The sequence below is a fragment of the Yersinia sp. 1252 StPb PI genome (genome assembly GCF_048593885.1).
Lineage (GTDB): Bacteria > Pseudomonadota > Gammaproteobacteria > Enterobacterales > Enterobacteriaceae > Yersinia > Yersinia enterocolitica_E.
This window is the reverse complement of record NZ_JAZGQE010000035.1, coordinates 1-25,962: the sequence shown is the minus strand read 5'-3', so window position 1 is coordinate 25,962 and position 25,962 is coordinate 1. Positions and strand designations below refer to the sequence as shown.

The window sequence follows — 25,962 nt, the reverse complement described above, 5'->3', positions numbered from 1 at the left end:
ACCAGCGGCCAGTGGGGGTTTTGAATCATGGGTTATTTTACGCGGACACGATCAATATAGGTCACAAAGGCTGCCAGTTGGCTGGTAAGGAAATCCAACGTTCCTTGATCAATCAACGCCTTGGCTTGCTCATCCACTTTGCTTTGAATCACGCCACCCATAAATTCAGGCTTATTCATCACCATCGCATCAAGGAAAACCAGGATCTGACGTAAGTGATACTGGCAACGTGCTCCACCCACCGGCCCCATTGAGCTGGTTTGAATAGCAACTGGCTTGCCTGCCAGTGGTTGGTTTGGCAAGCGAGACAACCAGTCGATCGCATTCTTCAATCCACCTGGCACCGAATAGTTATATTCCGGTGTGACGATGATAACCCCATCAGCTTGACGAATCTGCTCAGCAATAGCTTGAACTGTAGCCGGGAAGCCGTCTTCCTGCTGAACATCAGCATCATAAAGCGGAATATCACGAATAGAAGGCAGTGCTTCAATGGTGACGCCTGAAGGGGCTAATTTAGGCAGTGCGCGGGCTACCATCGCATTGTAAGAACCATTACGCAGGCTACCCAGTAGGGTAACAATTTTAAGGGATTGCTGTGGCATGACATACTCCCGTTCAGTAAATGGATGAGGCTTTATACCCGTCATCTTTCTTATTGCAGGTGTGTTGGCCTCTCACCTGCATTTTGAAATCTATTGGCTATTTGTTACCAGAGTAGGCCAAACTTATGCGATAAAACAATGACTATCTCGCGTATGACGACATTTAAACATCACTTAAATTTGTGTTAGGGGGGGGAATTATTACGCTGAAACTGTGACCGCAGGAGAGGAACGGAAAAATCGTTTTTATCAGTCATCAAGTCTGTGCGCAAAATGCCGTTAATAGATCTGGAGCTATCCAGCTCTCTTAATTGAGCGACACGATAATGCTAAAAACCACTCAAGCCCGCTTTACTTTACTCGTCAGTGCGTTTTTTATTTTATTACTGATAATCACCGTGGTGGTTATTCAGCTTTTTGTGACACCACAACTCAAACAATCTGAAAGTACCATTGTTGGTAATAGCGTTGACCAAATTGCGACGGCAATCACGGCGCAAATGAACAAAGTGGAAGCGCAAGCCCGCAGCATTACACAGGCTGTTGCCATTATGGACAGCAATAGCATTGATCAACTATTACCGGGGCTGGTGGATCAGTACGGCGACAGTAATGTGTTTGGTGGTGGCATTTGGCCATTACCTAATAAACGTGAGCAAGGGGTGACTAAGTTCAGCACTTTCTTTGCCCGTAATGGAGAAAATAAGTTAACGGTCAACACCCATTGGAATTCGCCAGAATCACAAAATTATTTTGAGCAACCATGGTACAAAGATGGCTTAAATGCGCCTAAAGGCTTCTGCGCGTGGGCTAAGGCCTACCAGGATGATGCCAGCCCACAGCCAAGAACCAACTGCGCGATGGCAATTTATAAAGGTGATGAGGCATACGGTGTTTCAACCATTGACGTTACCTTAGGTTTCTTTAACCGTTTGGTTAAAGAAATGGAACAGAAAGTGAATGGCACTATTCTGATTGTCGAAGCTGATGGCAAGATTGTCGGCAGCAGTGCTCTGGCGGATGGCAAAGCCGAATTAAAAAATCTGTCTGACTTTGCGGCCAACTCGCCGATGGCGGCTGAAACCCAGCGGTTACTGCCGCAGTTAAAAGATCAAAAAGCACTGGAGAGTGAATTTGATGTCGACGGAACCTCTCACACCCTGTTTATTCGCCCGATCGCCAATAGCCCATGGTATTTGGTTACTGACTTACCAACCAGTTTATTGGTGAAACAGAGCCATGCCATCCTGTTGCATCTGGGGTTAGTACAGATTCCAATTATGCTGTTATTGCTTTTGTTACTGGTGTTTTCTATCCGCGTCTTTATGAAACGCTTAGCGGCTTTGAAAGAGAATATCACTGCATTATCGGCGGGAGGGGCTGATTTGACTCAGCGCTTACCGGAAAGTAATAGCCCGGAATTCAATGCAATTAACCAAAGTTTCAACAATTTTATCGACTATTTACAGCAAATGATGCGGCAAGTCGGTGAAAGTAGCCTGGCTATTGCCTCAGCATCGCGCCAGATAGCTAGCGGTAATCTGGATTTATCCGCCCGTACTGAAGATCAGGCCAGTTCAATTGAACAAACCGCAGCCTCAATGGATGAACTTACCAGCACGGTGAAACAAAATGCGGATAACGCCAGTCACGCCAACCAATTGGCGAGAGATGCTTCTACTGTTGCGGTGAAAGGTGGCAAGGTGGTGAAACAGGTGGTGGATACCATGGGTTCAATCAATCATTCATCGAAGAAAATAGTCGATATCATTAGTGTGATTGACAGTATCGCCTTCCAAACCAATATATTGGCACTTAATGCGGCGGTAGAAGCAGCAAGAGCGGGTGAACAAGGCCGTGGTTTTGCGGTGGTGGCATCAGAAGTGCGTAATCTGGCGCAGCGTTCAGCGACATCTGCTCGTGAGATTAAAAAACTGATCGAGGACTCGGTGGCTGATATTGCCATTGGTACTGGCTTGGTGGCTGACGCGGGCACCACTATGGATGATTTAATGAGCGGGGTGTCCAATGTGGCGGCATTAATGAATGAAATCATGTCATCCAGTCAGGAACAAAGTTTGGGTATCGAACAGGTTAATCTGGCAATCAATCAGTTGGATAATTCAACCCAGCAAAATGCGGCGCTAGTGCAACAAGTTGCTGCTGCGGCCCAGGCGATGCAGGATCAAACTTTACAGTTGGAGAGTGTGATTAGCGGCTTTAAGGTTTAATCAATGGAGTGTAAAGGGGTGACCGTACCTAAGGGCGCCTCGGTGGCTTACGCACTTGTATTTGAAACTAAGAGCGACCCCAACGGCACGTTTCCCCTTCATTTGACTTGTTAGTTATCTGAATCCCCTCTGTCTAGCTGAAAGGGGGGATTATTTATCACTCACGGCGAATTTTACTGGCAAATAAATTTCCCAGTGATTGGATTAACTGCACGGTGATAATCAATACAATGGCCGTGGTCACAGTGACGAACGTATCAAAGCGCTGATAGCCATAGGTTATAGCCAGATCACCAATCCCACCGCCGCCGACAGTACCTGCCATGGCGGTAGCACCAATCAAGCCAATGGTGGCTGTGGTCAGTGCCAATATCAAAGATGACAGTGCTTCGGGTAATAGAAAATACCAAATCGCCTGAAGGGGCGTGGCACCCATCGATTTTGCTGCCTCGAGAATTCCGGGGTTAACATCTAATAATGAATTTTCTACTAATCGGCCAATATAAGGTGCGATAAAAATAATCAATGGCACGATGGCCCCTGGTGTTCCGATAGTGGTATTCACGATTAAGCGGGTGAGTGGGATAATCGCTACCATCAAAATAATAAAGGGCAGTGATCGGATGATATTAATCACCGGGTTAAGAATATTATAAAAAGTGCGATTGTTAATTAGCCCTCCGGGCCGGGTTACCACCAATAAGATTCCCAGTGGGATACCAATAAGAGAACCGATCACCAATGAAATACTGACCATAACCAGTGTGTCGTGTAGCGCCTGGACAAATTGGTCCAACGTAATTGCGGTTTCGATCATTAATGTATTTCCTGTATATCAATTCCTGTTCCAGCCAGGTGCGTGACGGCACTATCAATGAGGTTGTTGTCACCGCTTAACAGCAGCACCATATGACCCAATGTGGTGTCTTGTATCTCCGACATGTTGGCAAATAGAATATTCACGCCCACATCATATTGCCTGATAAGTTGATTTATCACCGGTTGCGTCGCAATCGCCCCCATAAAGGCTAAACGAAATTGGCGGCCAGCATGACTGCTATCTAACAGTTTTCTCACACTATCGGGCAGGCTATCCTTGATTACGGTGCGGACGAAATTAAGGGTTGTGGGGTGAGTGGGGTGGCCAAAAACCGTTAATACCGAACCCTGCTCAATTATTTGGCCGTTTTCCATAACCGCGACCTTATTACAGATTTTTTGAATGACGGACATTTCATGGGTAATCAGCAACACTGTAATATTGTATTGCTGATTAATTTTCTTCAGTAATAATAAAATCTGGGCGGTGGTTTGTGGATCCAGTGACGATGTGGCCTCATCACACAGCAGAATTGATGGATTGGTTGCCAGCGCACGAGCAATACCTACCCGCTGCTTCTGCCCCCCCGATAATTCATTAGGAAAACTATGGCTCTTATCACCTAACCCAACAAAATCCAGCAATTCAGCGACGCGCTCCTGAATGAATTTTTTATTTTTACCTAATAAGATGAGCGGCATAGCGACATTCTTAAAAACAGTTTTTGACTCCAGTAAGTTAAAATTCTGGAATATCATTCCGATGTTTTTTTTAAGTAGCCTGAGTTGCTCATGACTAAAATCATGTAGATTATTACCATCAATAATCACATCACCGGATGTTGGACTTTCCAATGAGTTTACCATTCGTAATAAGGTGCTTTTCCCTGCACCGCTATAACCGATAATGCCAAATATATCGCCATCTTCGATGGTTAAACTAACATTATTAAGTGCTTGTAGCTTTACACCTTTACGTTCAAAGGTTTTAGAAATATGCTGAAGTTCAATCATCAGATTATTCCATTACTTAAGATAATCAGGCAGCATATAACCGGTATATTTCTCATTTCCCAGAATGTATTTTTTGAACTCCGCCGAGTGGTATCCCGCAATAATATCCTTGGCAAATTCTGCATCTTTATTTTTACCGGCGACAGTTACCACATTCACAAACTGTGTGGTTGGTTTTTCAAGTTGCAGTGCTGAGCTGAGTTTTATACCGTTAGATACAGCAAAATTACCCTGAATAGCACCAAAGTCGACATCGGGTAATGCTCTGACTTGCTGGGCATTATCCATCTCTTTGATCACCAGATGGTACGGATTTTCTGTTATGTCTTTTTGCGAGAAGGTCGCTGGATCAATTTTTTCCTTTAGCTTTATCCAGCCGATAGATTGCAACAACAGTGCTGCGCGGTACTCATTTGAGGGCTGGTTAGGGACTGAAATCAAAGCACCTTCTTTGGGTTTTTGGTCTTTTTGGCTTTGCTGATATTTATCAGAATACAGTCCCATCGGTGGCGTTGGGACCTGAACAATACCGGTATTATCAATCCGCAGACGCTCATTTATCGCTTGCAGATAAATAGGGTGTTGCATGATATTGCCATCAATCTCGCCAGTGCTAACGGCATTATTAACCTGGATACCATCATTAAAATCTTTATATTCGATGCGATAGCCTTTGTTGATCAGATAAGGGGCTACACCTTTTTCAAATTGTTCTTTATAAGGGCCAGGATTAAATCCCAATTTGATAACTTTATTTTCTTCACTATGGGCATTTAGTGAAGTAACAATAATTAAACTAAATAAAGGTATCGTTAGTGAACGCATTCTCATCATAATTTCCCTGTGGAATAGTGTTAATTTAGTCTCTACCAGAGGCTTTATTTATTATGTTGCCGGTTATTCTTTTAGCTAAAAGCGGGATAACTAAGAATGAAATCATTCAAACATTGCGGGGATGAAGCGTAAACGAAGAAAATGATCTTAGCTTATCTATTATAGAGATAATGGATTTAGTGTTTTTTATTAGGCGATTGGAACGAAAGGCGGATTATCAACCCGCTGCGTACAAATTGCGCAGCGGGTTCTATCGCTATAACCGGAGTTTAGCCCTGAATCAGATTAGGGATTTTTACATCAGGATTTACGTCAGCGTCATAATCCACACCGTCGACGGCAAACCCAAACAGGTTTAAGAACTCAGTCTTATAACCGGTAAAGTCAGTCAATTGGTAGATATTGTCATTGGTGACTTGATCCCACAATGCTTGTACCTGGTTTTGAATTGCTGGTGCCAGTTCTTTGTAGTCAGCACGTAAACGGCCATCGGCGTCCAGATGCGGTGCCTCACCACACAAGCTGTCTTTATACAGCGAATAAACTTGCTCGATGCAGCCTTCATGAGTGCCTTTTTCTTTCATCACCTTGAATAGTAATGACAAATACAGTGGCATCATTGGGATAGCGGAGCTTGCCTGAGTCACTACCGCTTTCAACACGGATACCCGGGCATCACCGCCACCATGGGCAGCCAAGCTATTGCGGATAGTCAGAACTTTTTGGTCCAGATCCTTTTTGGCTGCGCCAATAGAACCGTTCCAATAGATATCATGAGTGATTTTTTCACCCAGGTAAGTAAAGGCGGTAGTTTGTGCCCCTTCAGCCAGCACGCCAGCTTCCAGTAGCGCATCAATCCACATCTGCCAGTCTTCGCCCCCCATCACTGCTACCGTGTTGTCTATCTCGGTTTGGGTTGCGGGTTGTAGCACAACTTCTTTGATAACTTCTTTATCGGTATCCAGGCCACGGAATTTAACTTCATGGCCGATTGGCTTCAGTGTGGAGTTAAACACTTCGCCGGTTTTTGGATGAGTGCGGCGCGGCGAGGCCAGGCTATAGATAACCTGATCAACCTGACCCAGATCTTGCTTAATAGCCTCGATGGTCAGTCGTTTGATCTCATCGGAGAAAGCATCGCCATTGATGCTTTTCGCATACAGACCTTTCTGCTCAGCAAACTTGTGGAAAGCTGCGCTGTTGTACCAGCCGGAGGTCGCCGGTTTACCTTCTTCTCCTGGGCGTTCAAAGAAAATACCCAGCGTATCGGCACCACAACCAAATGCTGCTGTGATTCGAGCTGCCAGCCCGTATCCAGTTGACGCACCAATCACTAATACTCGTTTTGGGCCGTTAGCAATTGGGCCTTCTGCTGTGACATAGTCGATTTGCTTTTTGACGTTAGCTTCACAGCCCGCCGGGTGAGCAGTCACACAGATAAAGCCGCGTACACGTGGTTTTATAATCATGGATACCTCAGTTTATGAATAAAGTTAAGTGTTCGAGCTACCGTCGGTCGAGACTCTAACAGTTCGGACTCATAGAGTCAGATTATCAAAATTAGCGATAATCTGCTCCAGCTCTATAACATCACACTCATTTTCCGATACAAAAACTGGAGAAAATGCGCCCCAGTAAGTCATCTGAGCTGAATTCGCCGGTAATTTCACTCAATGACTGTTGTGCTAAACGTAGCTCTTCCGCCAGTAACTCACCGGCGTAAGCGCTTACTAACTGTTCGTGGCCTTGCACCAAATGCTGGGCAGCGGTTTCCAACGCTTGCAAATGGCGTCGGCGAGCCAGGAAGCCACCTTCGGTGTTACTGGTAAAGCCCATACTCTGCTTAAGATGGCTACGCAACAGATCAATACCTTCGCCGGTACGGGCCGATAAGCGAATAAGTGAGTGACCATTCACTTCGGTTAACCCCAGCGATTCACCTGTGACATCCGCTTTATTGCGCACCACGGTGATGGGCAGAGTCGATGGTAGGCGGGCCATAAACTCAGGCCAGATAGCGGCCGGTTCGGTGGCATCAGTCGTCGTACCATCAACCATAAACAGTACGCGATCTGCTTGTTCTATCTCATTCCACGCCCGTTCGATACCAATGCGCTCAACTTCGTCACTGGCTTCACGTAAGCCAGCAGTATCGATGATATGCAATGGCATCCCATCGATATGAATATGTTCCCGTAAAACATCACGAGTTGTGCCTGCGATATCGGTTACGATTGCCGCTTCACGGCCCGCTAACGCATTGAGCAGGCTTGATTTACCGGCATTTGGGCGGCCGGCAATGACCACTTTCATCCCTTCACGCAACAAGCTGCCTTGCCGTGCTTCAGTGCGCACCTGCTCAAGATCGGCCATCACACCGTTCAACTGGCCTTCAATCTTGCCATCAGAAAGGAAGTCAATTTCCTCATCGGGGAAGTCAATGGCAGCTTCGACGTAGATTCGCAAGTGAGTAAGTGCTTCCACCAATTGATGGATTTTAACTGAAAATGCACCCTGCAATGAATTTACTGCTGAGCGGGCGGCTTGCTCCGAGCTGGCATCAATCAGGTCGGCAATCGCTTCTGCTTGAGCCAAATCCAGCTTGTCATTTAAAAACGCGCGTTCAGAAAACTCACCCGGACGGGCAATGCGCAGCCCTGGCAGCGCCAGAATGCGTTTTAACAGTAAATCCAGTATAACCGGACCACCGTGACCTTGCAGTTCCAGCACGTCCTCGCCAGTAAAGGAATTGGGGCCGGGGAAGTAGAGAGCGATACCTTGGTCTAATGTACTGCCATCAGTATCTTTAAACGGCAGATAATCGGCATAGCGAGGCTTGGGCAATTTGCCCAAAACCGCCTGCGCCACGTCTGCGGCAGCACGACCTGAAACACGTAAAATACCAACACCACCACGGCCTGGCGGGGTTGCTTGTGCCACGATAGTATCAGTGGTGCTCATGGTTATTTCTCTCTTTAAAAGAATAAGGCGGTCATATAGCTATGACCGCCTCATATACCCTTCTTAATTGCAGTCGCAGCGTTTGTTAGCTGCTCTCCCCAGTTACTGACGTATGCCAGTGACTGGGGTATCTATCATGTTAAGACTGTTTCTTCTTATCGCGGCTATGTAAACCACGTTTTTCCAGACCACGATAAATCAACTGCTGTTGCAGGATGGTCACCAGGTTACTGACGATATAGTACAGTACCAGACCAGCCGGGAACCACAGGAAGAACACAGTGAAGATAACTGGCATAAAGGTCATTATCTTCTGCTGCATTGGGTCCGTCACGGTAGTTGGTGACATCTTCTGAATGAAGTACATGGTGATACCCATCAGAATCGGCAGAATGTAGTACGGGTCTTGTGCTGACAGGTCATGAATCCACAGGATGAATGGCGCATGACGCAACTCAACGGAACTCATCAACATGTAGTACAACGCCAGGAAGATAGGCATCTGAATGACCAGCGGTAAGCAGCCACCCAGCGGGTTAACCTTCTCAGCTTTGTACAGCGCCATCATCTCCTGACTCATACGCTGCTTATCGTCACCGATACGCTCACGCATGGCAGCCAGTTTAGGCTGTAGCAAACGCATTTTCGCCATCGAGGTGTATTGCGCTTTTGTCAGCGGGTACATGATACCGCGCACGATAAAGGTAATCACGATGATGGAGAAGCCCCAGTTACCGACAAAGCTGTGAATGAATTTCAACAGTTTGAACAGTGGCTGAGAAATAAACCATAACCAACCATAATCAACAGTCAGGTCCAGATGTGGCGCAATGGCCGCCATTTTGTCCTGAATTTCTGGGCCAACCCATAAGGTAGCACCCAGTTGTTTCTGCTCACCCGGTTGAATAATAACTGGCGCACCTTTAAAGCCGATAGCCGCCAGACCATTACCCAAATCAGAAGAGTAGAAAGTGTTGGTTTCATTAGCTGCCGGGATCCAGGCGGTTGCAAAATACTGTTGCAACATGGCTACCCAGCCACCTTTGGTGGTGATGTCCATATTTTTGTCTTCGATATCACTAAAGCTGTATTTTTTATATTTAGTGTCATCAGAAGAGTAAGCCGCGCCACGATAGGTGTGCAGCGCAAAGTTATTGCTGCCGGTATCACGGTGTTTAGGCAAATTGATGCTTTGCTTCAACTGGCCAAACAGCGTCAGCTCCAGCGGGGCAGCAGAGGCGTTTTTAACGTGATAATCCACGCCAATGGCGTAATCGTTACGTTTTAGCACAAAAGTCTTGGTGAAAACGGAGCCATCTTTGCCGGTAAAGGTCAATGGAATACGCAGTTCATCCTGACCGTCAGCCAATACAAAGCTGGTTTGAGGCGCTTCAAACAGTGGGCGCTCACCGTTAGCTGGATTATCCGGGCCGCTTTTGCCTGTCAGGCCGCTTTGCGCCTGATAGACGAAAGCTGGAGTGGTTTCCAGTAATTCGAAAGTTTTATCTGAACCCAGAGCATCCGGGTAAGCCAGCAGGTTAGCCTGCTCGATGTCACCACCACGGGTATTAATGGTCAGAGACAGCACATCAGTTTTTACAGTAATCAGTTGACCCTGACCACTGCCGGGCACAGCCTGGCTTGCTTTATCACCGGTAGCAGTATTCGCAGTCTGTTGCGTGGTCTGAGCGGCTGGTTGTGGACTGTTATCCACTTGCCAGGCTTGCCAGATCATGAAAGACACGAACAGCAGAGCGATGAGTAGAAGATTGCGTTGCGAATCCATCGTTAGTGTTCTCTGTTATCGTCGGGTTTCGGCGGCACGGGATCATCGCCACCTGGGTTCAAAGGGTGGCATTTTAATACGCGTTTCAGTGTTAACCAACTGCCTTTTATCATCCCAAACCGGCGCAATGCCTCAATTCCATAATGAGAGCATGTCGGATGGAAACGACAACGCGGCCCCAGCAGCGGACTAATCACGAGCTGATAGCCCCTGATTAGCCCGATCAGGATGCGGGAGCCTGGCGACAGTGGCGACGCCATAATTTTTCCAAAGCTTCCGTCAACGCACGGTTATCGAGGTCAGCCACACCCTTTTTCACCAAAACGACAAAATCCATAGACGGTAACGTATGCTGATGCAAACGGAAGCTTTCGCGTGTGAGGCGCTTTATCCGGTTACGTTCGTGAGCACGTTTGACATGTTTTTTGGCGACGGTAAGACCGATGCGGGGATGCCCCAGCTCGTTCAGGCGGCCGAGGATGGTGATTTGCGGCGTGCCAGCCCGTTGTGGCTGCTGGAAGACAAAAGTGAAATGACTGGGAGTTAACAAACGTAACTCCCTAGGAAATGCTAGCTTAACCACTGAGATGGTTAGCTTTTATTACTTAGAAACAGTCAGACGAGTACGGCTTTTCGCACGACGGCGAGCCAGAACTTGACGACCATTTTTGGTGGCCATACGAGCACGGAAACCGTGGCTACGGTTGCGCTTCAATACGGACGGTTGGAAAGTGCGTTTCATAGCGATTTCTACCTAAACTTAAAATAATTACTGATTCAGTAAACGCGTTTGGCTGCTCGGAGTGAAGACACCGACGCCTCAATCGCAACATATAAAGAAGCGGGATTGTAATAATTGTACAGTCCTGAGTCAATTGACATTGCGCCCGCCCGCACAGAAGTTTTCTGTATCGGGAGTTTACCAAGAGCCTGCCCGTGTTCACCGCTGGTTTCTTTTTGGCCAAAGCCATCAAGAACACAGGCATCACACGTAGGGCTGAGGATTATACGGACTCCCAGACAAATCGCAAGGATCACCGTGAGATCCTTTGTGGATTAATGAGGATCAGTTGTTAGAAAAGGGGAAGGTGATACCAGTATATTCTGAAATATTTTGCGATTATTGCTGATGAGGGACACGAAAAGCTGTGCACTGGGTTACACTCCTAACAGAAGTTATGTCCTGTGGATAAAAAGGATCTAATCTGTGAGGAAGGGGAGGATCTATTGCTCCTTTTGCGCTATGATCCGCCATTCCGATCGCATCCGCTACTCTGGATCACTACTCCGGGATCGCAGGGGGATGTTAGTCGTAAAAACAACCGAAAAACGGTTCGCATGTCACTTTGGCTTGCTACAGGCCATATTGGCGTGTGTCAAAAACGATGAGTTACAAAAAATCCTGATTTCTTTCTTTTATTGATCTTGTTCGAGTGGAGTCCGCCGTGTCACTTTCGCTTTGGCAGCAGTGTCTTGCCCGATTGCAGGATGAGTTACCTGCCACAGAATTTAGTATGTGGATACGCCCCCTACAGGCGGAACTGAGTGACAATACTCTGGCGCTTTACGCCCCTAATCGTTTTGTACTGGACTGGGTCCGTGATAAGTACTTAAACAATATCAATGGCTTACTTAATGACTTTTGTGGTTCCGAGGTTCCTTTACTGCGTTTTGAAGTAGGGAGTAAACCGGCGGTAAGAACACACAGCCATCCAGTAACCGCCAGTGTTAGTGCACCTGTCGCTCCGGTTACCCGCAGCGCCCCTGTACGCCCGAGTTGGGACAGTTCGCCCGCTCAACCTGAACATTCTTACCGTTCGAATGTGAACCCGAAGCACACATTTGATAACTTCGTTGAAGGTAAATCCAACCAACTGGCTCGTGCTGCGGCACGTCAGGTTGCTGATAATCCGGGTGGCGCATATAACCCGTTATTCCTCTATGGCGGTACAGGTTTGGGTAAGACTCACCTGTTACATGCAGTAGGGAATGGCATCATGGCGCGTAAAGCCAATGCCAAAGTGGTTTACATGCATTCGGAGCGTTTTGTACAGGACATGGTTAAGGCTTTGCAGAACAACGCGATAGAAGAATTTAAACGCTATTATCGTTCCGTTGATGCATTATTAATCGATGATATTCAGTTCTTTGCCAATAAAGAGCGTTCCCAGGAAGAGTTTTTCCACACCTTTAATGCCTTATTGGAAGGTAATCAGCAGATCATTTTGACCTCAGATCGCTATCCAAAAGAGATCAATGGCGTCGAAGATCGTTTGAAATCGCGTTTTGGCTGGGGTTTAACGGTTGCTATTGAGCCGCCGGAACTGGAAACCCGAGTCGCGATCCTGATGAAGAAAGCGGATGAAAATGATATTCGCTTGCCCGGTGAGGTTGCGTTCTTTATTGCCAAGCGTCTGCGTTCCAATGTGCGTGAGCTGGAAGGGGCATTGAACCGTGTGATAGCTAATGCCAACTTTACCGGTCGGGCAATCACCATTGATTTTGTTCGCGAAGCTCTGCGTGACTTGCTGGCATTGCAGGAAAAGCTGGTTACCATCGATAATATTCAAAAGACTGTCGCAGAATATTATAAAATTAAGGTCGCTGACCTGCTCTCCAAACGGCGTTCTCGTTCGGTGGCCCGCCCGCGCCAAATGGCGATGGCGCTGGCAAAAGAGTTAACCAACCACAGCCTGCCTGAAATCGGCGATGCGTTTGGTGGCCGCGACCATACCACGGTGTTGCATGCTTGCCGCAAGATTGAGCAATTGCGTGAAGAAAGCCACGACATCAAAGAAGATTTCTCTAACTTAATCAGAACATTATCCTCCTAGCGCTATGAAATTTATCATTGAACGTGAGCATCTGCTAAAACCGCTGCAACAGGTCAGTAGCCCGCTGGGTGGACGTCCTACGTTGCCAATTTTAGGTAACTTGTTGTTGCAAGTGACCGAAGGCTCTTTGTTGCTGACGGGGACCGATCTGGAAATGGAGATGGTCGCGCGCGTTGCGTTGTCAAATCCCCATACCCAGGGAGCAACCACCGTACCGGCCCGGAAGTTTTTTGATATTTGGCGCGGTTTGCCAGAAGGGGCAGAAATCACGGTGGCACTGGATGGTGATCGTCTACTGGTGCGCTCTGGCCGTAGCCGCTTCTCGCTGTCTACCCTGCCCGCGGCGGACTTCCCTAATCTGGATGATTGGCAGAGTGAGGTGGAGTTCACCTTACCGCAAGCCACACTGAAACGTCTGATTGAGTCCACTCAGTTCTCGATGGCTCATCAGGATGTGCGCTATTACTTGAACGGTATGCTGTTTGAGACTGAAGGTGAAGAGCTGCGTACTGTGGCGACCGATGGCCACCGTTTGGCGGTATGTTCCATGCCAATCGGGCAGACATTACCTTCACATTCGGTGATCGTGCCGCGTAAAGGTGTGATGGAGCTGGTCAGGTTATTGGATGGGGGTGATACACCACTGCGCCTGCAAATCGGCAGCAACAACATCCGCGCGCATGTGGGGGATTTTATTTTCACCTCTAAGCTGGTTGATGGCCGTTTCCCTGATTATCGCCGGGTATTGCCGAAGAACCCTGACAAAACGCTAGAAGCGGGTTGTGACTTGCTGAAACAGGCTTTTGCCCGAGCAGCAATTTTGTCAAATGAGAAGTTCCGCGGCGTTCGGCTCTATGTCAGTCACAATCAGCTCAAAATCACCGCCAATAACCCTGAACAGGAAGAAGCGGAAGAAATCCTCGATGTTAGCTACGAGGGAACGGAAATGGAGATCGGTTTCAACGTCAGCTATGTACTTGATGTGCTGAATGCACTGAAATGCGAAGATGTGCGCCTGTTATTGACCGATTCGGTCTCCAGTGTGCAGATTGAAGACGGTGCCAGTCAGGCTGCGGCCTACGTTGTCATGCCAATGCGTCTTTGAACTATAGCGGGCTATCTTATTGCCAGCTTGGGATTGGGCAGTGCTCACCATCCTCACGTACATTTAAGTACGCTCCGGTGGTTGTGCGCTGTCCGCACCCAATCTGTCTGCGACAATTACGCCCTCTTTCAGAGGTAATGCGATAACGCCCTTGATGGTTTGATGTTCAATAATGAAGACATTTGCAGCATGGCTCTGACACGGTTGTTAATTAAAGATTTTCGTAATATCGAATCGGCAGACTTGGCACTGGCGGCGGGGTTTAATTTTTTAGTTGGTCCCAACGGTAGCGGTAAAACCAGTGTGTTAGAGGCGATTTATACCCTTGGCCATGGTAGGGCCTTTCGTAGTTTACAAGCTGGCAGAGTGATCCGTCACGACTGTGCCGAGTTTGTGTTACATGGTCGGGTTGATGTGAATGAACGTGAATCATCTATTGGGCTAAGTAAAAGCCGCCAGGGTGATAGCAAGGTGCGGATCGATGGCACTGACGGCCACAAAGTGGCCGAATTGGCGCAAATGCTGCCCATGCAATTGATCACCCCTGAGGGGTTCACCTTATTGAATGGCGGGCCAAAATTCCGGCGCGCTTTTTTAGACTGGGGTTGCTTTCATAATGAACCCGGTTTTTTTACGGCCTGGAGCAATCTAAAAAGATTACTTAAGCAGCGCAACGCCGCGCTGCGCCAGGTTAGTCGCTATGCGCAAATCCGGCCTTGGGATCAGGAAATTATCCCACTGGCTGAACGCATTAGTGAGTGGCGGGCGGCATACAGTGATGCAATTGCGGCAGATATTTCAGCCACATGCGCCCTGTTCCTGCCAGAGTTCGCCTTGAGTTTCTCTTTCCAGCGCGGTTGGGATAAAGAGAGTGACTATGGTGAGTTGCTGGAACGCCAGTTTGAGCGTGACCGCGCGCTAACTTATACCGCCATCGGGCCACATAAAGCGGATTTCCGCATTCGGGCCGAGGGTACGCCGGTAGAAGATTTGCTATCGCGTGGTCAGTTGAAGTTGCTGATGTGCGCACTGCGGTTAGCGCAGGGTGAGTTTCTCACCCGACAGAGCGGGCGGCGTTGCCTGTATCTGCTTGACGATTTTGCTTCCGAATTGGACACCGGCCGTCGTCGATTATTGGCCGAGCGTCTCAAGGCTACCCAGGCACAGGTTTTTGTCAGCGCAGTGAGTGCTGAGCAAGTTGCCGACATGGTAGGCGAAAAGGGCAAGATGTTCCGCGTGGAACATGGCAAAATAGAGGTTCAACCACAGGATTAAAAATGAGCGAGAAACGTTGATGTCGAATACTTATGACTCCTCAAGTATCAAGGTATTAAAAGGGCTGGATGCGGTTCGTAAGCGTCCGGGCATGTATATCGGTGATACTGATGACGGTACCGGTCTGCACCACATGGTATTCGAGGTTGTGGACAACGCTATCGACGAAGCCCTCGCTGGCCACTGTAAAGAAATTATAGTCACCATCCATTCGGATAACTCTGTTTCTGTGCAGGATGATGGCCGTGGTATCCCAACCGGTATGCACGAAGAGGAAGGGGTATCAGCCGCAGAGGTCATCATGACCGTGTTGCATGCTGGCGGTAAATTTGACGATAACTCTTACAAAGTTTCCGGCGGTTTGCACGGCGTGGGTGTGTCCGTTGTTAACGCCCTGTCTGAAAAGCTGGAATTGGTTATTCGTCGTGAAGGAAAAGTTCACGAGCAAACCTACAAAATGGGCGTGCCTCAGGCACCACTGAAAGTGGTGGGTGAAACCGATCAGACCGGGACGACCGTGCGTTTCTGGCCGAGTTTCCAGACCTTTACCAATAACATCGAATTCCAGTATGAAATTCTGGCTAAGCGTCTGCGCGAGCTGTCATTCCTGAACTCCGGTGTATCAATCAAACTGAAAGACAAGCGTAACGACAGAGAAGACCACTTCCATTATGAAGGGGGTATTCGGGCGTTTGTTGAGTATCTGAATAAAAACAAAACCCCGATCCACCCGAAAGTGTTCTATTTCTCCACCATGAAAGATGATATCGGTGTGGAAGTGGCATTGCAGTGGAACGATGGTTTCCAAGAAAATATCTACTGCTTCACCAATAACATTCCGCAGCGCGATGGTGGTACTCACTTGGTGGGCTTCCGCACGGCGATGACCCGTACGCTGAACAGCTATATGGACAAAGAAGGCTACAGCAAGAAAGCGAAAATCAGTGCCACTGGTGATGATGCCCGTGAAGGCCTGATTGCTGTTGTTTCTGTTAAAGTGCCGGACCCTAAATTCTCCTCACAGACCAAAGATAAATTGGTTTCTTCTGAAGTGAAAACTGCGGTCGAAACGCTGATGAACGAGAAGTTGGTTGAGTATTTGCTGGAAAACCCAAGCGACGCCAAAATCGTGGTTGGCAAAATTATCGATGCTGCCCGTGCACGTGAAGCTGCACGTAAAGCGCGTGAAATGACACGCCGTAAAGGCGCGCTGGACCTGGCAGGTTTGCCAGGCAAACTGGCAGATTGTCAGGAACGAGATCCGGCGTTGTCCGAACTCTACTTAGTGGAAGGGGACTCTGCGGGCGGCTCTGCGAAACAAGGCCGTAACCGTAAGAACCAGGCCATTTTGCCGTTGAAAGGTAAAATCCTGAACGTTGAGAAAGCGCGCTTTGACAAAATGCTTTCTTCACAGGAAGTCGCAACGCTGATTACTGCATTGGGTTGTGGTATTGGCCGGGATGAATATAACCCTGACAAACTGCGCTACCACAATATCATTATCATGACCGATGCCGACGTGGATGGTTCTCACATCCGCACGTTGCTATTGACCTTCTTCTACCGTCAGATGCCGGAAATTATTGAGCGTGGCCATGTGTTTATCGCTCAGCCGCCACTGTATAAAGTGAAAAAAGGCAAACAAGAGCAATACATCAAAGATGATGATGCGATGGAACAGTATCAGATGACACTGGCACTGGATGGCGCTGCATTGCACGTCAATCCTGAGGCACCACCGCTAGTGGGCGAGCATTTTGAGAAACTGGTTGCTGAGCATTATAGCGTTCAGAAGACCATTGCTCGTATGGAGCGCCGTTATCCGCGTGCTTTGCTGAATAACCTGATTTATCAGCCAACCTTGAAAGAAGAGGATTTGAGCGATAAAGAAGTGGTGACACAGTGGATTGATTCGCTGGTGGTGTTACTGAATGAAAAAGAGCAGCACGGCAGCAGCTACAGTTCTGTGGTGCGCGAAAACCGTGAGCGTCAATTGTTCGAGCCAATATTGCGTATCCGTACCCACGGTGTAGATACCGATTATGATCTGGACTTTGATTTTGTCCACGGCGGTGAGTATCGCAAGATCTGCCTACTGGGCGAAAAACTGCGTGGCTTAATTGAAGAAGGCGCATTTGTTGAACGTGGCGAACGCCGAGTGCCGGTTTCAAGCTTTGAAGATGCGCTGGACTGGTTAGTGAAAGAGTCTCGCCGTGGCTTGGCAATTCAGCGCTATAAAGGCTTGGGTGAAATGAACCCAGAGCAGTTGTGGGAAACCACCATGGACCCAACCAGCCGCCGTATGCTGCGAGTGATGGTGAAAGATGCCGTTGCAGCGGATCAGTTATTCACCACCCTGATGGGTGATGCGGTTGAGCCTCGTCGTGCCTTTATCGAAGAGAATGCGTTACGCGCAGCCAATATCGATATTTAATCTGATAAGCGATTGATCGGATAGAAAGCCCAGAGCGGGAAACTGCTACTGGGTTTTTTTTTGCCAAAACCCTAAATATCTTTAATGCAGGAAACAAGGCTCTTAATGTAAAAATAAAAGGAAACTCTCTTTTCTCAATAAGGACTTCGTCGTCTCTTGTCGCTAGTCTTGCGTTAATAATTTTTTTAATATTTACGCAGGAGAGGTAGGTGCATGGGATTAGCAGCAGAATTATTTTGTGAGGTTCGTGATGGCAGATTGGGCAAAGTAAGATTTTTGGTTTGTTATATTGCTACGTTTATCTTGCCATTATTGATAGGTTTATTTGCTGGCGTGCCTTTCTTTTTAGCCTATGAAAACGCTAATGCATCAAATTTTATAATTGCTATTTTAGGCTGCGTGATTGTAGTGATGGCTTTTTTTCTGGTGTTTGCCTCAGCAAATATTGAGGCAAAGCGGTTTCGGGACATTGGATTACCGGGTTGGAGCATGTTCACGGTACATACTTTGTTAGGCATTATCAGCCAATTCTCAGAAAATTACCTTTGTACTTTCGCTTTTATCATTTACCTGCTCATTATCTTATGCCTATTTTGTATTCCAACCAAAATTTCTTTGGTAGTAATGCATAGTCTGAACTAACATCATTTTCTCGCATTTTTATGCTGAATCGCGTTAGCATGAGGCATTCGCTATATAAATGTGAGGGCCTATGGCTATTGAATTAATCGCTATCGATATGGACGGCACGTTACTGAATCCGCAGCACGAAATCACTCCACGGGTAAAGCAGGCTATTGATGCTGCCCGGGCGAAAGGGGTCTGTGTGGTATTGGCCACGGGTCGGCCCTATATTGGGGTCCAACGTTATTTACGTGAATTAAATATGCAAAACAGTGGTGATTATTGCATCAGCAATAACGGTGCGTTAGTGCAAAAAGCCGCCACGGGTGAGTGTATTTTGCAGGAAACTATCAGTTTTGAGGACTACCTCTATTTCGAGGCTTTATCGCGCAAAATGGATGTTAGCTTCCAGGCTTTTGATTTTGATACCTTATATACCGCGAATAAAGACATCAGCAAATATACCCTACATGAAGTGTTATTGACCGGTATTCCATTGAAATATCGTGCAATCGAAGAGATGGACCCAACATTACGCTTTCCTAAAGTGATGATGATTGACGAGCCAGAAAAACTGGATCGAGCCTTAGCGATGATGCCAGCCGAAGCTTTTGAGCGTTTCACTATCATGAAGAGTGCACCGTTTTATCTGGAAATCCTGAGTAAGCGAGTGGATAAGGGGACTGGGGTGAAAATGCTGGCAGATCACTTAGGCATTGCGCAGGAAAATGTGATGGCTTTGGGTGATCAGGGTAATGATATTGCGATGGTTAACTATGCTGGTGTCGGTGTTGCAATGGGGAATGCTATCCCTGAATTGAAAGAGATAGCGCAGTTTGTCACATGTACCAACAGTGAAGACGGTGTGGCGGTAGCGATAGAGAAATTTGTACTTTGATATTTAACTGATGCAGTAGCTCATTAATTTGCTGCTCGGATCAGGTTACGGTTGATATTCGATTTGTTGCTATTGCCGACCGTTATGCCTCAACCGAGCAAGAGGGCTGGCCGGCCCTCCTGCACCTGCGGCTTGCGCGAAATATTGTGGCTTCGCCATACCCTCCGGCAGCTTACCGGCTAATCGAACCGGTGCTGACTCGCTCCCAGCTCGACAGCACCTTTCGCCGCGTCCATGCGGCTCATTCGGCCTGTAAACTTTGTCGGCAATATTCCTGATTGCGCTCAAGGTCAACAGAGAGAATCTAAAAGCCTACCCTCTCTTTTATCACCCTAGAATCCCTTTCACTATTTGCACATCCTGAATCCCTAATCCGGTTAAATCCGCCAGAGTAATCTGTTGGTCATTATCTCTAAAAGAGATACCTTGCGCTAAAACTGAACCCACCTCAGTTAAGGTGTGAGTTGCTAATAGCCCTTGCTGGAATGCCTGCGAAATCTCACCAAATTCTGAGCATTGCGCCCATGAGTCCAGCAAGATTTTATCGGCTTTAGCTACCAGTTCAGGGGATAGCTCATGTTTACCTGCACTATCTGCACCGACCGCCGTAATATGGGTTCCTGGCTGAATATCCGCCGCTTGCAAGATAGGTTCTCTGCTCGGTGTGGTGGTGATAATCAACTGGCAGTGACGGGCTAACTCTGCGGCATTCAGTGTGGTATTAACCTCGAAACCTTCATCTTCAGCATACTGCCGATACTCCTCTAATGCCGTTTCACTGCGACCCCAAACCCATAGCGCACGGCATGCCACCACACTTTTTAGGTACATCAGATGTAGCCGTGCCTGCATACCGGTACCGATGATACCAATAGCACTGATATGTTTTGGTGCGCAAAGCTCGGCGGCAATTCGCCCGGCCAGCGCAGTACGCAGCGCAGTTAACCACCCCTCATCGAGCAAGATAGCTTGTGGCTCGCCAGTAAGGGCGGAAAAGGCCATCATCAGCCCTTGATTACTGGCCAATCCTTGCGCGGGATTATCATAGAAACCGCCGGAAACCTTTACCACAAACTGACTGTCACCCTGCAAATACCCACTTTTAATACAGCAATCACCGTTGGCTTGCCCAAACAGCAAATGTTGCACTGGGGGCATTTGCACTTGCTGCTGGCTATAGGCAATAAAGCCCTCTTTGAGCAGCAAGGTGATGGCATCTGCATCGAACTTGTCAAGGATCTGTTGCTTACTCAAAATTAGCATTCGGCGATGGCTCCCAGATATTTTTCCAGTACGATATTTTTACCGCACAGTACCACTGCCACTTTCTTACCTTGCCAACGTGGTGCCAGTTTCAACGCTGCCGCTAATGCCACACCAGCGGCACCTTCAATCATCCAACGGTCTGTGTGGGCAATCAACCGCATGGCATCTTTGATTTCCTGCTCACTCACCAGGACTTTCTGATCGATCAACTGTTGGCAAAGTGCGAAGGTGATGGCTCCGGGTTCAACACCTCCGGCAGTACCGTCAGACAGGGTTTCCTGCTCTGCCACTTCCTGGATTTGGCCATTTTGCAGGCAGGTATACATGCTGGTGGCATTCGCCGGCCAGCAACCAATCACCTGTGTTTTATCCGATAATTTCTTTAAAACTGTCGCAATACCAGAAATCAGGCCACCACCGCCAACGGCCACAAACACCGCATCAAGGTCTGGTTGCTGTTCCACCATCTCCATGCCACAGGTACCTTGCCCGGCAATCACTTGCGGGTCGTTATAAGGAGAGATATAGACTTTGCCCTGCTGCTCTGCGGCGATACTCGCAGCCAGTTCGGCATTTAAAGCATCACCCGCTACCAGTTCAATCTGGCCGCCCAGTGCGCGAATAACTTCCAGCTTGATAGCTGCCGCTTGCTCTGGCGCATATATGGTGGCTTTCACTCCTGCCAGTTTCCCCGCTAGCGCCATCGCCTGCCCGTGGTTACCGGTCGAGGCAGTAATAACGCCGTTCTGGCGCTGTTCATCGGTCAACAAACGCAACTTGTTACTGGCCCCACGAAATTTAAAAGAACCGGTATGTTGCAGATGTTCGCACTTAAGATAGATTTCGCAGCCACTGTGCTGCGATAGCAATGGACTATATTCCAGCGGCGTCACTCTCACTTGTGGGCGTAATACCTGATGAGCTTCTTTAATGGCATCGAATAATGTATTCATGACGGTTCCTTAAAATCCTTTAGTTGGTTTTTATATTTTTCAAATGGTTATAAACAGTCGCCCGACCAATACCGAGGATTTTTGCCACGTAACCGGCTGCATTCTTACCGTTGAATGCGCCCTGTTGATAGAGGGTCTCAATGAGCATCCGGCGGCTGGCATTATTCAAAGCTGCTAGCGTCAGCTGCTGCTGCTGTAACCAATGATGGATATAAGTGTTGATGCGTTCCTGCCAATCATCCTGAAACAGCACATCCGGTTGTGGCTGTAGTTGCTGCCCTGACAGGAATAGCTCCAGTGCTGCTTTGGCACTTTCAAATACAGTGATATCCAGATTGATACATAACAATCCAATCGGCTGCCTATTGTCATCACGTAATACCGTGCTGATGGAACGCAGTTGACGGCCATCCCAATTACGCTTTTGGTAAGGCCCGATCACCTGTGAGTGCTGATCAAATCGCAACTCACTGAGATTGGAGTCTTCCCCTAATTCCCGCTGTGAATAGTTGTTGGCGATATAAACCAATTTTTGGCTGGTTAAGTCATGAATGACGACTTCTGCATAGGGAGAGAAAAGGGTGGCGATTGCATCGGCAATGGGCTGATATCGATTAAGCATAGGTCATTTTATTTGGAATTAAAAATCCATATTAGACTTTTATTTCTAAATGCACAGGGGTTATGCCGTTTTTTTCATTCATTTTGTGATGGATTGCTTATTTTGCGATCCAAATTGTAGTACAAAAATAAAATATAGCTCTACAATCTGTTTTGTGTTGAATGACAAAATTTGAAAATTGTGCGGCGTTGTGGGGACGGTTAATCAAGAGATGCGTAAAGTAAGGGAATCATTATTGGTTAACCTGAAATAACCGGAGCGAACATGACAAAAGAACAACTCAGTAAAACAGACCGCATTATTTTGGTTATTGGTCAGCAGATTGTTGAGGGCAAATATCCACCGGGCTCACCGTTGCCTGCCGAAGCGGAAATTTGTGAGGAATTTCAAACCTCTCGTAACATGATTCGTGAGGTTTTTCGGGCGCTGATGGCAAAGCGATTGATTGAAGTGAAACGTTTTCGTGGGGCGTTTGTCCGGCCCCGTAATCAGTGGAATTATCTCGATACCGATGTACTGCAATGGGCGCTGGCCAGTGATTATGACCCACGTTTAATCAGTGCGATGAGCGAAGTGCGTAATCTGGTAGAGCCAACTATCGCCCGCTGGGCTGCCGAACGGGCAACCTCGAAAGAGCTGGCGGTGATTGAAACGGCACTCAATGAAATGATCGCCAATCATCAAGATAGAGACGCATTTAACGAAGCGGATATCCGCTATCACGAGGCGGTATTGGCTTCGGTACACAATCCGGTATTACAGCAACTCAGTGTGGCAATCAGCTCTCTGCAACGGGCGGTGTTTGAACGAACCTACATGCCTGATGAAGAAAACATGCCGCGCACATTACAAGAGCATCAGGATCTTTATGACGCTATTCGCCATCAAGATGCTGATGCGGCAGAACGGGCTGCGTTAACCATGATAGCCAGCTCCGCTAAACGGCTAAAGGATATTACATGAGTGAGCAGAGTTATGGATAAAAGCTATATCGCCATTGATTGGGGATCGACCAACCTGCGTGCCTGGCTTTATTTACGTGGTGAATGTGTAGATATGTTGCGATCCGAAGCCGGGGTCACTCGCTTTAATGGGCAAAGTGCGCAGCAGATATTTCAGCAGGTTATCGCGCCATGGCGTGAGCAGCAGCAACAGTATGACTTGCCAGTGCTGATGGCCGGCATGATTGGCAGCAATGCGGGTTGGATTTCAGTGCCTTATCTTGCTTGTCCAACCCGTCTTACGCAGGTATCGCGTCAATTAACCTATGTGGCGGAGGCTGAGCCAATTCGGGCATGGATTATCCCCGGTTTATGTGTTGATAAGCCAGATAACCGCAACGTGATGCGTGGTGAAGAAACCCAACTGATCGGTGCGTATAGCGAACGGCCTTCATCGGTCTATTTAATGCCGGGAACTCACAGTAAATGGGTGCAAATGCAGGGTGACCAGGTCATGGATTTCCGCACTCTGATGACAGGTGAATTGCACTATTTGCTGCTGAATAATTCATTGGTGGGGGCAGGGCTGGAGGCTCAATTACCGGACAATACTGCGTTTATCGATGGCCTGACGCAAAGCTTTAATGACAGCAATATCATGCGTTGTCTGTTTGAGACGCGTGCTGCCCATGTATTGGGTCGATTGAAGCGAACATCGGTCGGCGACTGGCTTTCTGGCCTGCTGATTGGCAATGAAATCGTGCAGATGCAGCAGCAATATCCGCTTGCTGCTGGTGAATGTATTACGGTGATTGGCAATCCTAAACTGGTTGAGCGCTATACCCAGGGGCTAGAGATGGCTGGGATGCTTTATCAGGTGTTGGATGGCGATCAGGTTTTTCAAGCTGGAATCAGGAGTATCGTAAATGAAATGGAATACTAACATGCCATTGATTGGCATTTTGCGCGGCATCACACCCGCGCAAGTTCATGACCATGTGGCCGCTTTGCTTGATGCAGGCTTTGATGCGGTTGAAATCCCGCTGAATTCCCCACAATGGGAAGTGAGTATTGCGCAAACGGTCGCGGAATTTGGTCATCGTGCATTAATTGGTGCGGGCACGGTACTGAAACCCGAGCAACTGGATGTGTTGCATAGCATGGGCAGCAAGCTGGTGGTCACGCCGAACACCCAACCGGCTGTGATCCGTCGGGCTGTGGAGTTAGGCATGACGGTTTGCGCTGGGTGTGCCACCGCATCTGAAGCTTTCACGGCGCTGGATGCAGGCGCGCAAGCCCTGAAAATTTTCCCCTCGGTCTCTTTTGGTCCCGACTATATCAAAGCATTAAAAGCCGTATTGCCCCCTGAGGTGCCGGTGTTTGCCGTTGGTGGGATTACTCCTGAGAATTTGTCTATTTATTTGGCTGCGGGTTGTGCTGGTGCTGGTTTGGGCGGTGACCTTTACCGCGCAGGCCAATCGGTATCTCAGACCGCACAACAAGCGGCTGCGTTTATTAAAGCCTTTAAGGATGCCACCAAATGAAAATTACCAAGCTAACCACTTACCGTTTACCCCCACGCTGGATGTTTCTGAAAATCGAAACCGATGAAGGCATTATTGGTTGGGGTGAACCGGTAATTGAAGGGCGTGCTCGTAGCGTTGAAGCTGCGGTACACGAGTTATCGGAATATGTTATTGGGCAAGACCCGGCACGTATCAACGATATTTGGCAGACATTATATCGCGGCAGTTTCTATCGCGGTGGTCCTATTCTGATGAGTGCTATTGCCGGCATCGATCAGGCGCTATGGGATATTAAAGGTAAAGCGTTGGGAGTTCCGGTTTACCAATTATTGGGTGGATTGGTTCGCGATAAAATTAAAGCTTACAGTTGGGTTGGCGGTGATCGTCCGTCTGATGTGATTAGCGGAATTAATAAACTCACTGAGATTGGTTTTGATACGTTTAAACTCAATGGATGCGAGGAAATGGGCCTGATCGATAATGCCCGTAAAGTTGATGCCGCAGTAGCGGTCGTGGCACAAATTCGTGAAGCCTTTGGTAACCGTATTGAATTTGGTTTAGATTTTCATGGTCGGGTTAATGCGCCAATGGCAAAAATCCTGATTAAAGAATTAGAACCTTATCGGCCATTGTTTATTGAAGAACCCGTATTAGCTGAACAGGCAGAATATTATCCCCGTCTGGCGGCCCAAACCCATATTCCTATCGCAGCAGGCGAGCGGATGTTCTCCCGTTTTGAATTTAAACGGGTATTGGCCGATGGCGGGCTGGCAATTATTCAACCTGACTTATCTCATGCTGGTGGCCTGACTGAGTGCTTTAAAATTGCCGCTATGGCAGAGTCTTATGATGTGGCATTAGCACCACATTGCCCACTTGGGCCAATTGCACTGGCGTCTTGTTTGCACCTTGATTTTGTCGCCCGCAATGCAGTCTTGCAGGAGCAAAGCATGGGGATTCATTACAACCAAGGTGCTGAGTTGCTGGATTATGTGATTAATAAAGACGATTTCAAAATGACCGATGGTCATTTCTATCCACTGACGAAACCCGGCTTAGGGGTAGAAATCAATGAGGAATTAGTGATTGAACGCAGCAAGAATGCCCCTGATTGGAGAAATCCGGTTTGGCGCTATCCTGATGGTGCCGTCGCCGAATGGTAAGTTGCCCTCGTTCGATTAATTAATAAATTATCTAATACCATTATCAGGGAAATAATCCTAACAAAGATAAA

General features: G+C 47.8%; 24 protein-coding genes. 11 read left to right on the top strand and 13 right to left on the bottom strand.

The genetic code is table 11. From position 1 onward, the window contains the following. Positions 1–32 precede the first annotated feature (32 nt). A complete protein-coding gene (locus V2A85_RS07810; RefSeq protein WP_372560192.1) occupies positions 33–605 on the bottom strand; it encodes an NADPH-dependent FMN reductase in 573 nt (190 codons plus the stop codon). A 326-nt stretch (positions 606–931) separates the two neighbouring features. Here V2A85_RS07810 and V2A85_RS07805 point away from each other — a divergent pair, with 326 nt between their 5' ends. After that, positions 932–2,836 (top strand): methyl-accepting chemotaxis protein, encoded by a 1,905-nt coding sequence (locus tag V2A85_RS07805; RefSeq protein ID WP_372560193.1) that lies wholly within the window; start codon positions 932–934, stop codon positions 2,834–2,836. A 157-nt stretch (positions 2,837–2,993) separates the two neighbouring features. On the opposite strand, the gene V2A85_RS07800 is transcribed toward V2A85_RS07805, so the two are convergent. The 9 genes from V2A85_RS07800 to rpmH all read right to left on the bottom strand — a co-directional run bounded on the left by V2A85_RS07800 (position 2,994) and on the right by rpmH (position 10,992). Further along, the gene (locus tag V2A85_RS07800) at positions 2,994–3,653 is read right to left on the bottom strand and encodes a methionine ABC transporter permease (RefSeq protein WP_372560194.1); all 660 of its coding nucleotides are present in this window, start codon (positions 3,651–3,653) and stop codon (positions 2,994–2,996) included. Continuing rightward, on the bottom strand, positions 3,653–4,669 hold the full coding sequence (locus V2A85_RS07795) for a methionine ABC transporter ATP-binding protein (protein ID WP_372560195.1): 1,017 nt from the start codon (positions 4,667–4,669) through the stop codon (positions 3,653–3,655). Before V2A85_RS07795 ends, V2A85_RS07800 begins: the two co-directional genes overlap by 1 nt. 12 nt (positions 4,670–4,681) lie before the next feature. Beyond that, complete coding sequence (locus V2A85_RS07790) at positions 4,682–5,500, bottom strand: MetQ/NlpA family ABC transporter substrate-binding protein (protein WP_420071199.1); 819 nt, start codon at positions 5,498–5,500, stop codon at positions 4,682–4,684. 272 nt (positions 5,501–5,772) lie between these two features. After that, positions 5,773–6,972 carry an enoyl-ACP reductase FabV gene (gene fabV, locus V2A85_RS07785; RefSeq protein WP_420071194.1) on the bottom strand — a complete coding sequence of 400 codons (1,200 nt, stop codon included), beginning with the start codon at positions 6,970–6,972 and terminating at the stop codon, positions 5,773–5,775. A 127-nt stretch (positions 6,973–7,099) separates the two neighbouring features. Beyond that, positions 7,100–8,464 (bottom strand): tRNA uridine-5-carboxymethylaminomethyl(34) synthesis GTPase MnmE, encoded by a 1,365-nt coding sequence (mnmE, locus tag V2A85_RS07780; RefSeq protein ID WP_372569833.1) that lies wholly within the window; start codon positions 8,462–8,464, stop codon positions 7,100–7,102. A gap of 139 nt (positions 8,465–8,603) precedes the next feature. Beyond that, positions 8,604–10,250 (bottom strand): membrane protein insertase YidC, encoded by a 1,647-nt coding sequence (gene yidC, locus V2A85_RS07775; RefSeq protein ID WP_083161538.1) that lies wholly within the window; start codon positions 10,248–10,250, stop codon positions 8,604–8,606. Between the two features lie 2 nt (positions 10,251–10,252). Beyond that, positions 10,253–10,510: a membrane protein insertion efficiency factor YidD gene (gene yidD / locus V2A85_RS07770; RefSeq protein WP_032906726.1), complete on the bottom strand. Its 258-nt coding sequence runs from the start codon at positions 10,508–10,510 to the stop codon at positions 10,253–10,255. Next, complete coding sequence (gene rnpA, locus V2A85_RS07765; protein ID WP_025380108.1) at positions 10,474–10,833, bottom strand: ribonuclease P protein component; 360 nt, start codon at positions 10,831–10,833, stop codon at positions 10,474–10,476. The genes yidD and rnpA overlap by 37 nt, the downstream gene beginning before the upstream one ends. A gap of 18 nt (positions 10,834–10,851) precedes the next feature. Beyond that, a complete protein-coding gene (gene rpmH, locus V2A85_RS07760; RefSeq protein ID WP_004393543.1) occupies positions 10,852–10,992 on the bottom strand; it encodes a 50S ribosomal protein L34 in 141 nt (46 codons plus the stop codon). A 703-nt stretch (positions 10,993–11,695) separates the two neighbouring features. Here rpmH and dnaA point away from each other — a divergent pair. The 6 genes from dnaA to yidA all read left to right on the top strand — a co-directional run bounded on the left by dnaA (position 11,696) and on the right by yidA (position 19,420). Continuing rightward, positions 11,696–13,084, top strand: coding sequence for a chromosomal replication initiator protein DnaA (gene dnaA / locus V2A85_RS07755; protein WP_083161536.1), 1,389 nt, complete (start codon positions 11,696–11,698; stop codon positions 13,082–13,084). Positions 13,085–13,088: 4 nt separating this feature from the next. Next, positions 13,089–14,189 (top strand): DNA polymerase III subunit beta, encoded by a 1,101-nt coding sequence (dnaN, locus tag V2A85_RS07750; RefSeq protein WP_005186756.1) that lies wholly within the window; start codon positions 13,089–13,091, stop codon positions 14,187–14,189. 189 nt (positions 14,190–14,378) lie between these two features. Next, positions 14,379–15,464: a DNA replication/repair protein RecF gene (gene recF / locus V2A85_RS07745; RefSeq protein WP_372560198.1), complete on the top strand. Its 1,086-nt coding sequence runs from the start codon at positions 14,379–14,381 to the stop codon at positions 15,462–15,464. A gap of 19 nt (positions 15,465–15,483) precedes the next feature. After that, positions 15,484–17,898: a DNA topoisomerase (ATP-hydrolyzing) subunit B gene (gene gyrB / locus V2A85_RS07740; RefSeq protein ID WP_372560199.1), complete on the top strand. Its 2,415-nt coding sequence runs from the start codon at positions 15,484–15,486 to the stop codon at positions 17,896–17,898. 213 nt (positions 17,899–18,111) lie between these two features. Next, entirely contained in the window at positions 18,112–18,540 is a 429-nt protein-coding gene (locus V2A85_RS07735) for a DUF805 domain-containing protein (RefSeq protein WP_420071193.1), read from the top strand. A gap of 70 nt (positions 18,541–18,610) precedes the next feature. Then, positions 18,611–19,420, top strand: coding sequence for a sugar-phosphatase (gene yidA / locus V2A85_RS07730; protein WP_083161529.1), 810 nt, complete (start codon positions 18,611–18,613; stop codon positions 19,418–19,420). A gap of 327 nt (positions 19,421–19,747) precedes the next feature. On the opposite strand, the gene V2A85_RS07725 is transcribed toward yidA, so the two are convergent. Genes V2A85_RS07725 through V2A85_RS07715 form a run of 3 tightly spaced genes read right to left on the bottom strand, consistent with a single transcriptional unit; the run spans position 19,748 to position 22,261 of the window. Next, positions 19,748–20,683, bottom strand: coding sequence for an ornithine cyclodeaminase family protein (locus tag V2A85_RS07725; RefSeq protein ID WP_372560201.1), 936 nt, complete (start codon positions 20,681–20,683; stop codon positions 19,748–19,750). Next, entirely contained in the window at positions 20,677–21,639 is a 963-nt protein-coding gene (locus V2A85_RS07720; RefSeq protein ID WP_372560202.1) for a threonine/serine dehydratase, read from the bottom strand. Before V2A85_RS07720 ends, V2A85_RS07725 begins: the two co-directional genes overlap by 7 nt. 19 nt (positions 21,640–21,658) lie before the next feature. Continuing rightward, on the bottom strand, positions 21,659–22,261 hold the full coding sequence (locus V2A85_RS07715) for a helix-turn-helix transcriptional regulator (RefSeq protein ID WP_420071192.1): 603 nt from the start codon (positions 22,259–22,261) through the stop codon (positions 21,659–21,661). A 264-nt stretch (positions 22,262–22,525) separates the two neighbouring features. Here V2A85_RS07715 and dgoR point away from each other — a divergent pair, with 264 nt between their 5' ends. Genes dgoR through dgoD form a run of 4 tightly spaced genes read left to right on the top strand, consistent with a single transcriptional unit; the run spans position 22,526 to position 25,891 of the window. Next, complete coding sequence (gene dgoR / locus V2A85_RS07710) at positions 22,526–23,224, top strand: D-galactonate utilization transcriptional regulator DgoR (protein ID WP_005186776.1); 699 nt, start codon at positions 22,526–22,528, stop codon at positions 23,222–23,224. Between the two features lie 12 nt (positions 23,225–23,236). Further along, entirely contained in the window at positions 23,237–24,145 is a 909-nt protein-coding gene (locus tag V2A85_RS07705; RefSeq protein ID WP_420071191.1) for a 2-dehydro-3-deoxygalactonokinase, read from the top strand. Further along, positions 24,129–24,746 carry a 2-dehydro-3-deoxy-6-phosphogalactonate aldolase gene (locus V2A85_RS07700; RefSeq protein WP_372560203.1) on the top strand — a complete coding sequence of 206 codons (618 nt, stop codon included), beginning with the start codon at positions 24,129–24,131 and terminating at the stop codon, positions 24,744–24,746. Before V2A85_RS07705 ends, V2A85_RS07700 begins: the two co-directional genes overlap by 17 nt. Then, positions 24,743–25,891: a galactonate dehydratase gene (dgoD, locus tag V2A85_RS07695; RefSeq protein WP_083161516.1), complete on the top strand. Its 1,149-nt coding sequence runs from the start codon at positions 24,743–24,745 to the stop codon at positions 25,889–25,891. Before V2A85_RS07700 ends, dgoD begins: the two co-directional genes overlap by 4 nt. Positions 25,892–25,962: the final 71 nt, after the last annotated feature.

Bases quoted from the DNA above. Each gene is read 5' to 3' on its own strand.
- yidD (WP_032906726.1), bottom strand. From the start codon at position 10,510: ATGGCGTCGCCACTGTCGCCAGGCTCCCGCATCCTGATCGGGCTAATC.
- fabV (WP_420071194.1), bottom strand. From the start codon at position 6,972: ATGATTATAAAACCACGTGTACGCGGCTTTATCTGTGTGACTGCTCAC.
- V2A85_RS07810 (WP_372560192.1), bottom strand. From the start codon at position 605: ATGCCACAGCAATCCCTTAAAATTGTTACCCTACTGGGTAGCCTGCGT.
- mnmE (WP_372569833.1), bottom strand. From the start codon at position 8,464: ATGAGCACCACTGATACTATCGTGGCACAAGCAACCCCGCCAGGCCGT.
- V2A85_RS07720 (WP_372560202.1), bottom strand. From the start codon at position 21,639: ATGAATACATTATTCGATGCCATTAAAGAAGCTCATCAGGTATTACGC.
- dgoD (WP_083161516.1), top strand. From the start codon at position 24,743: ATGAAAATTACCAAGCTAACCACTTACCGTTTACCCCCACGCTGGATG.
- dgoR (WP_005186776.1), top strand. From the start codon at position 22,526: ATGACAAAAGAACAACTCAGTAAAACAGACCGCATTATTTTGGTTATT.
- recF (WP_372560198.1), top strand. From the start codon at position 14,379: ATGGCTCTGACACGGTTGTTAATTAAAGATTTTCGTAATATCGAATCG.
- V2A85_RS07705 (WP_420071191.1), top strand. From the start codon at position 23,237: ATGGATAAAAGCTATATCGCCATTGATTGGGGATCGACCAACCTGCGT.
- gyrB (WP_372560199.1), top strand. From the start codon at position 15,484: ATGTCGAATACTTATGACTCCTCAAGTATCAAGGTATTAAAAGGGCTG.
- V2A85_RS07790 (WP_420071199.1), bottom strand. From the start codon at position 5,500: ATGAGAATGCGTTCACTAACGATACCTTTATTTAGTTTAATTATTGTT.
- V2A85_RS07735 (WP_420071193.1), top strand. From the start codon at position 18,112: ATGGGATTAGCAGCAGAATTATTTTGTGAGGTTCGTGATGGCAGATTG.
- V2A85_RS07700 (WP_372560203.1), top strand. From the start codon at position 24,129: ATGAAATGGAATACTAACATGCCATTGATTGGCATTTTGCGCGGCATC.
- dnaN (WP_005186756.1), top strand. From the start codon at position 13,089: ATGAAATTTATCATTGAACGTGAGCATCTGCTAAAACCGCTGCAACAG.
- rpmH (WP_004393543.1), bottom strand. From the start codon at position 10,992: ATGAAACGCACTTTCCAACCGTCCGTATTGAAGCGCAACCGTAGCCAC.
- V2A85_RS07795 (WP_372560195.1), bottom strand. From the start codon at position 4,669: ATGATTGAACTTCAGCATATTTCTAAAACCTTTGAACGTAAAGGTGTA.
- V2A85_RS07800 (WP_372560194.1), bottom strand. From the start codon at position 3,653: ATGATCGAAACCGCAATTACGTTGGACCAATTTGTCCAGGCGCTACAC.
- V2A85_RS07715 (WP_420071192.1), bottom strand. From the start codon at position 22,261: ATGCTTAATCGATATCAGCCCATTGCCGATGCAATCGCCACCCTTTTC.
- V2A85_RS07725 (WP_372560201.1), bottom strand. From the start codon at position 20,683: ATGCTAATTTTGAGTAAGCAACAGATCCTTGACAAGTTCGATGCAGAT.
- yidC (WP_083161538.1), bottom strand. From the start codon at position 10,250: ATGGATTCGCAACGCAATCTTCTACTCATCGCTCTGCTGTTCGTGTCT.
- V2A85_RS07805 (WP_372560193.1), top strand. From the start codon at position 932: ATGCTAAAAACCACTCAAGCCCGCTTTACTTTACTCGTCAGTGCGTTT.
- yidA (WP_083161529.1), top strand. From the start codon at position 18,611: ATGGCTATTGAATTAATCGCTATCGATATGGACGGCACGTTACTGAAT.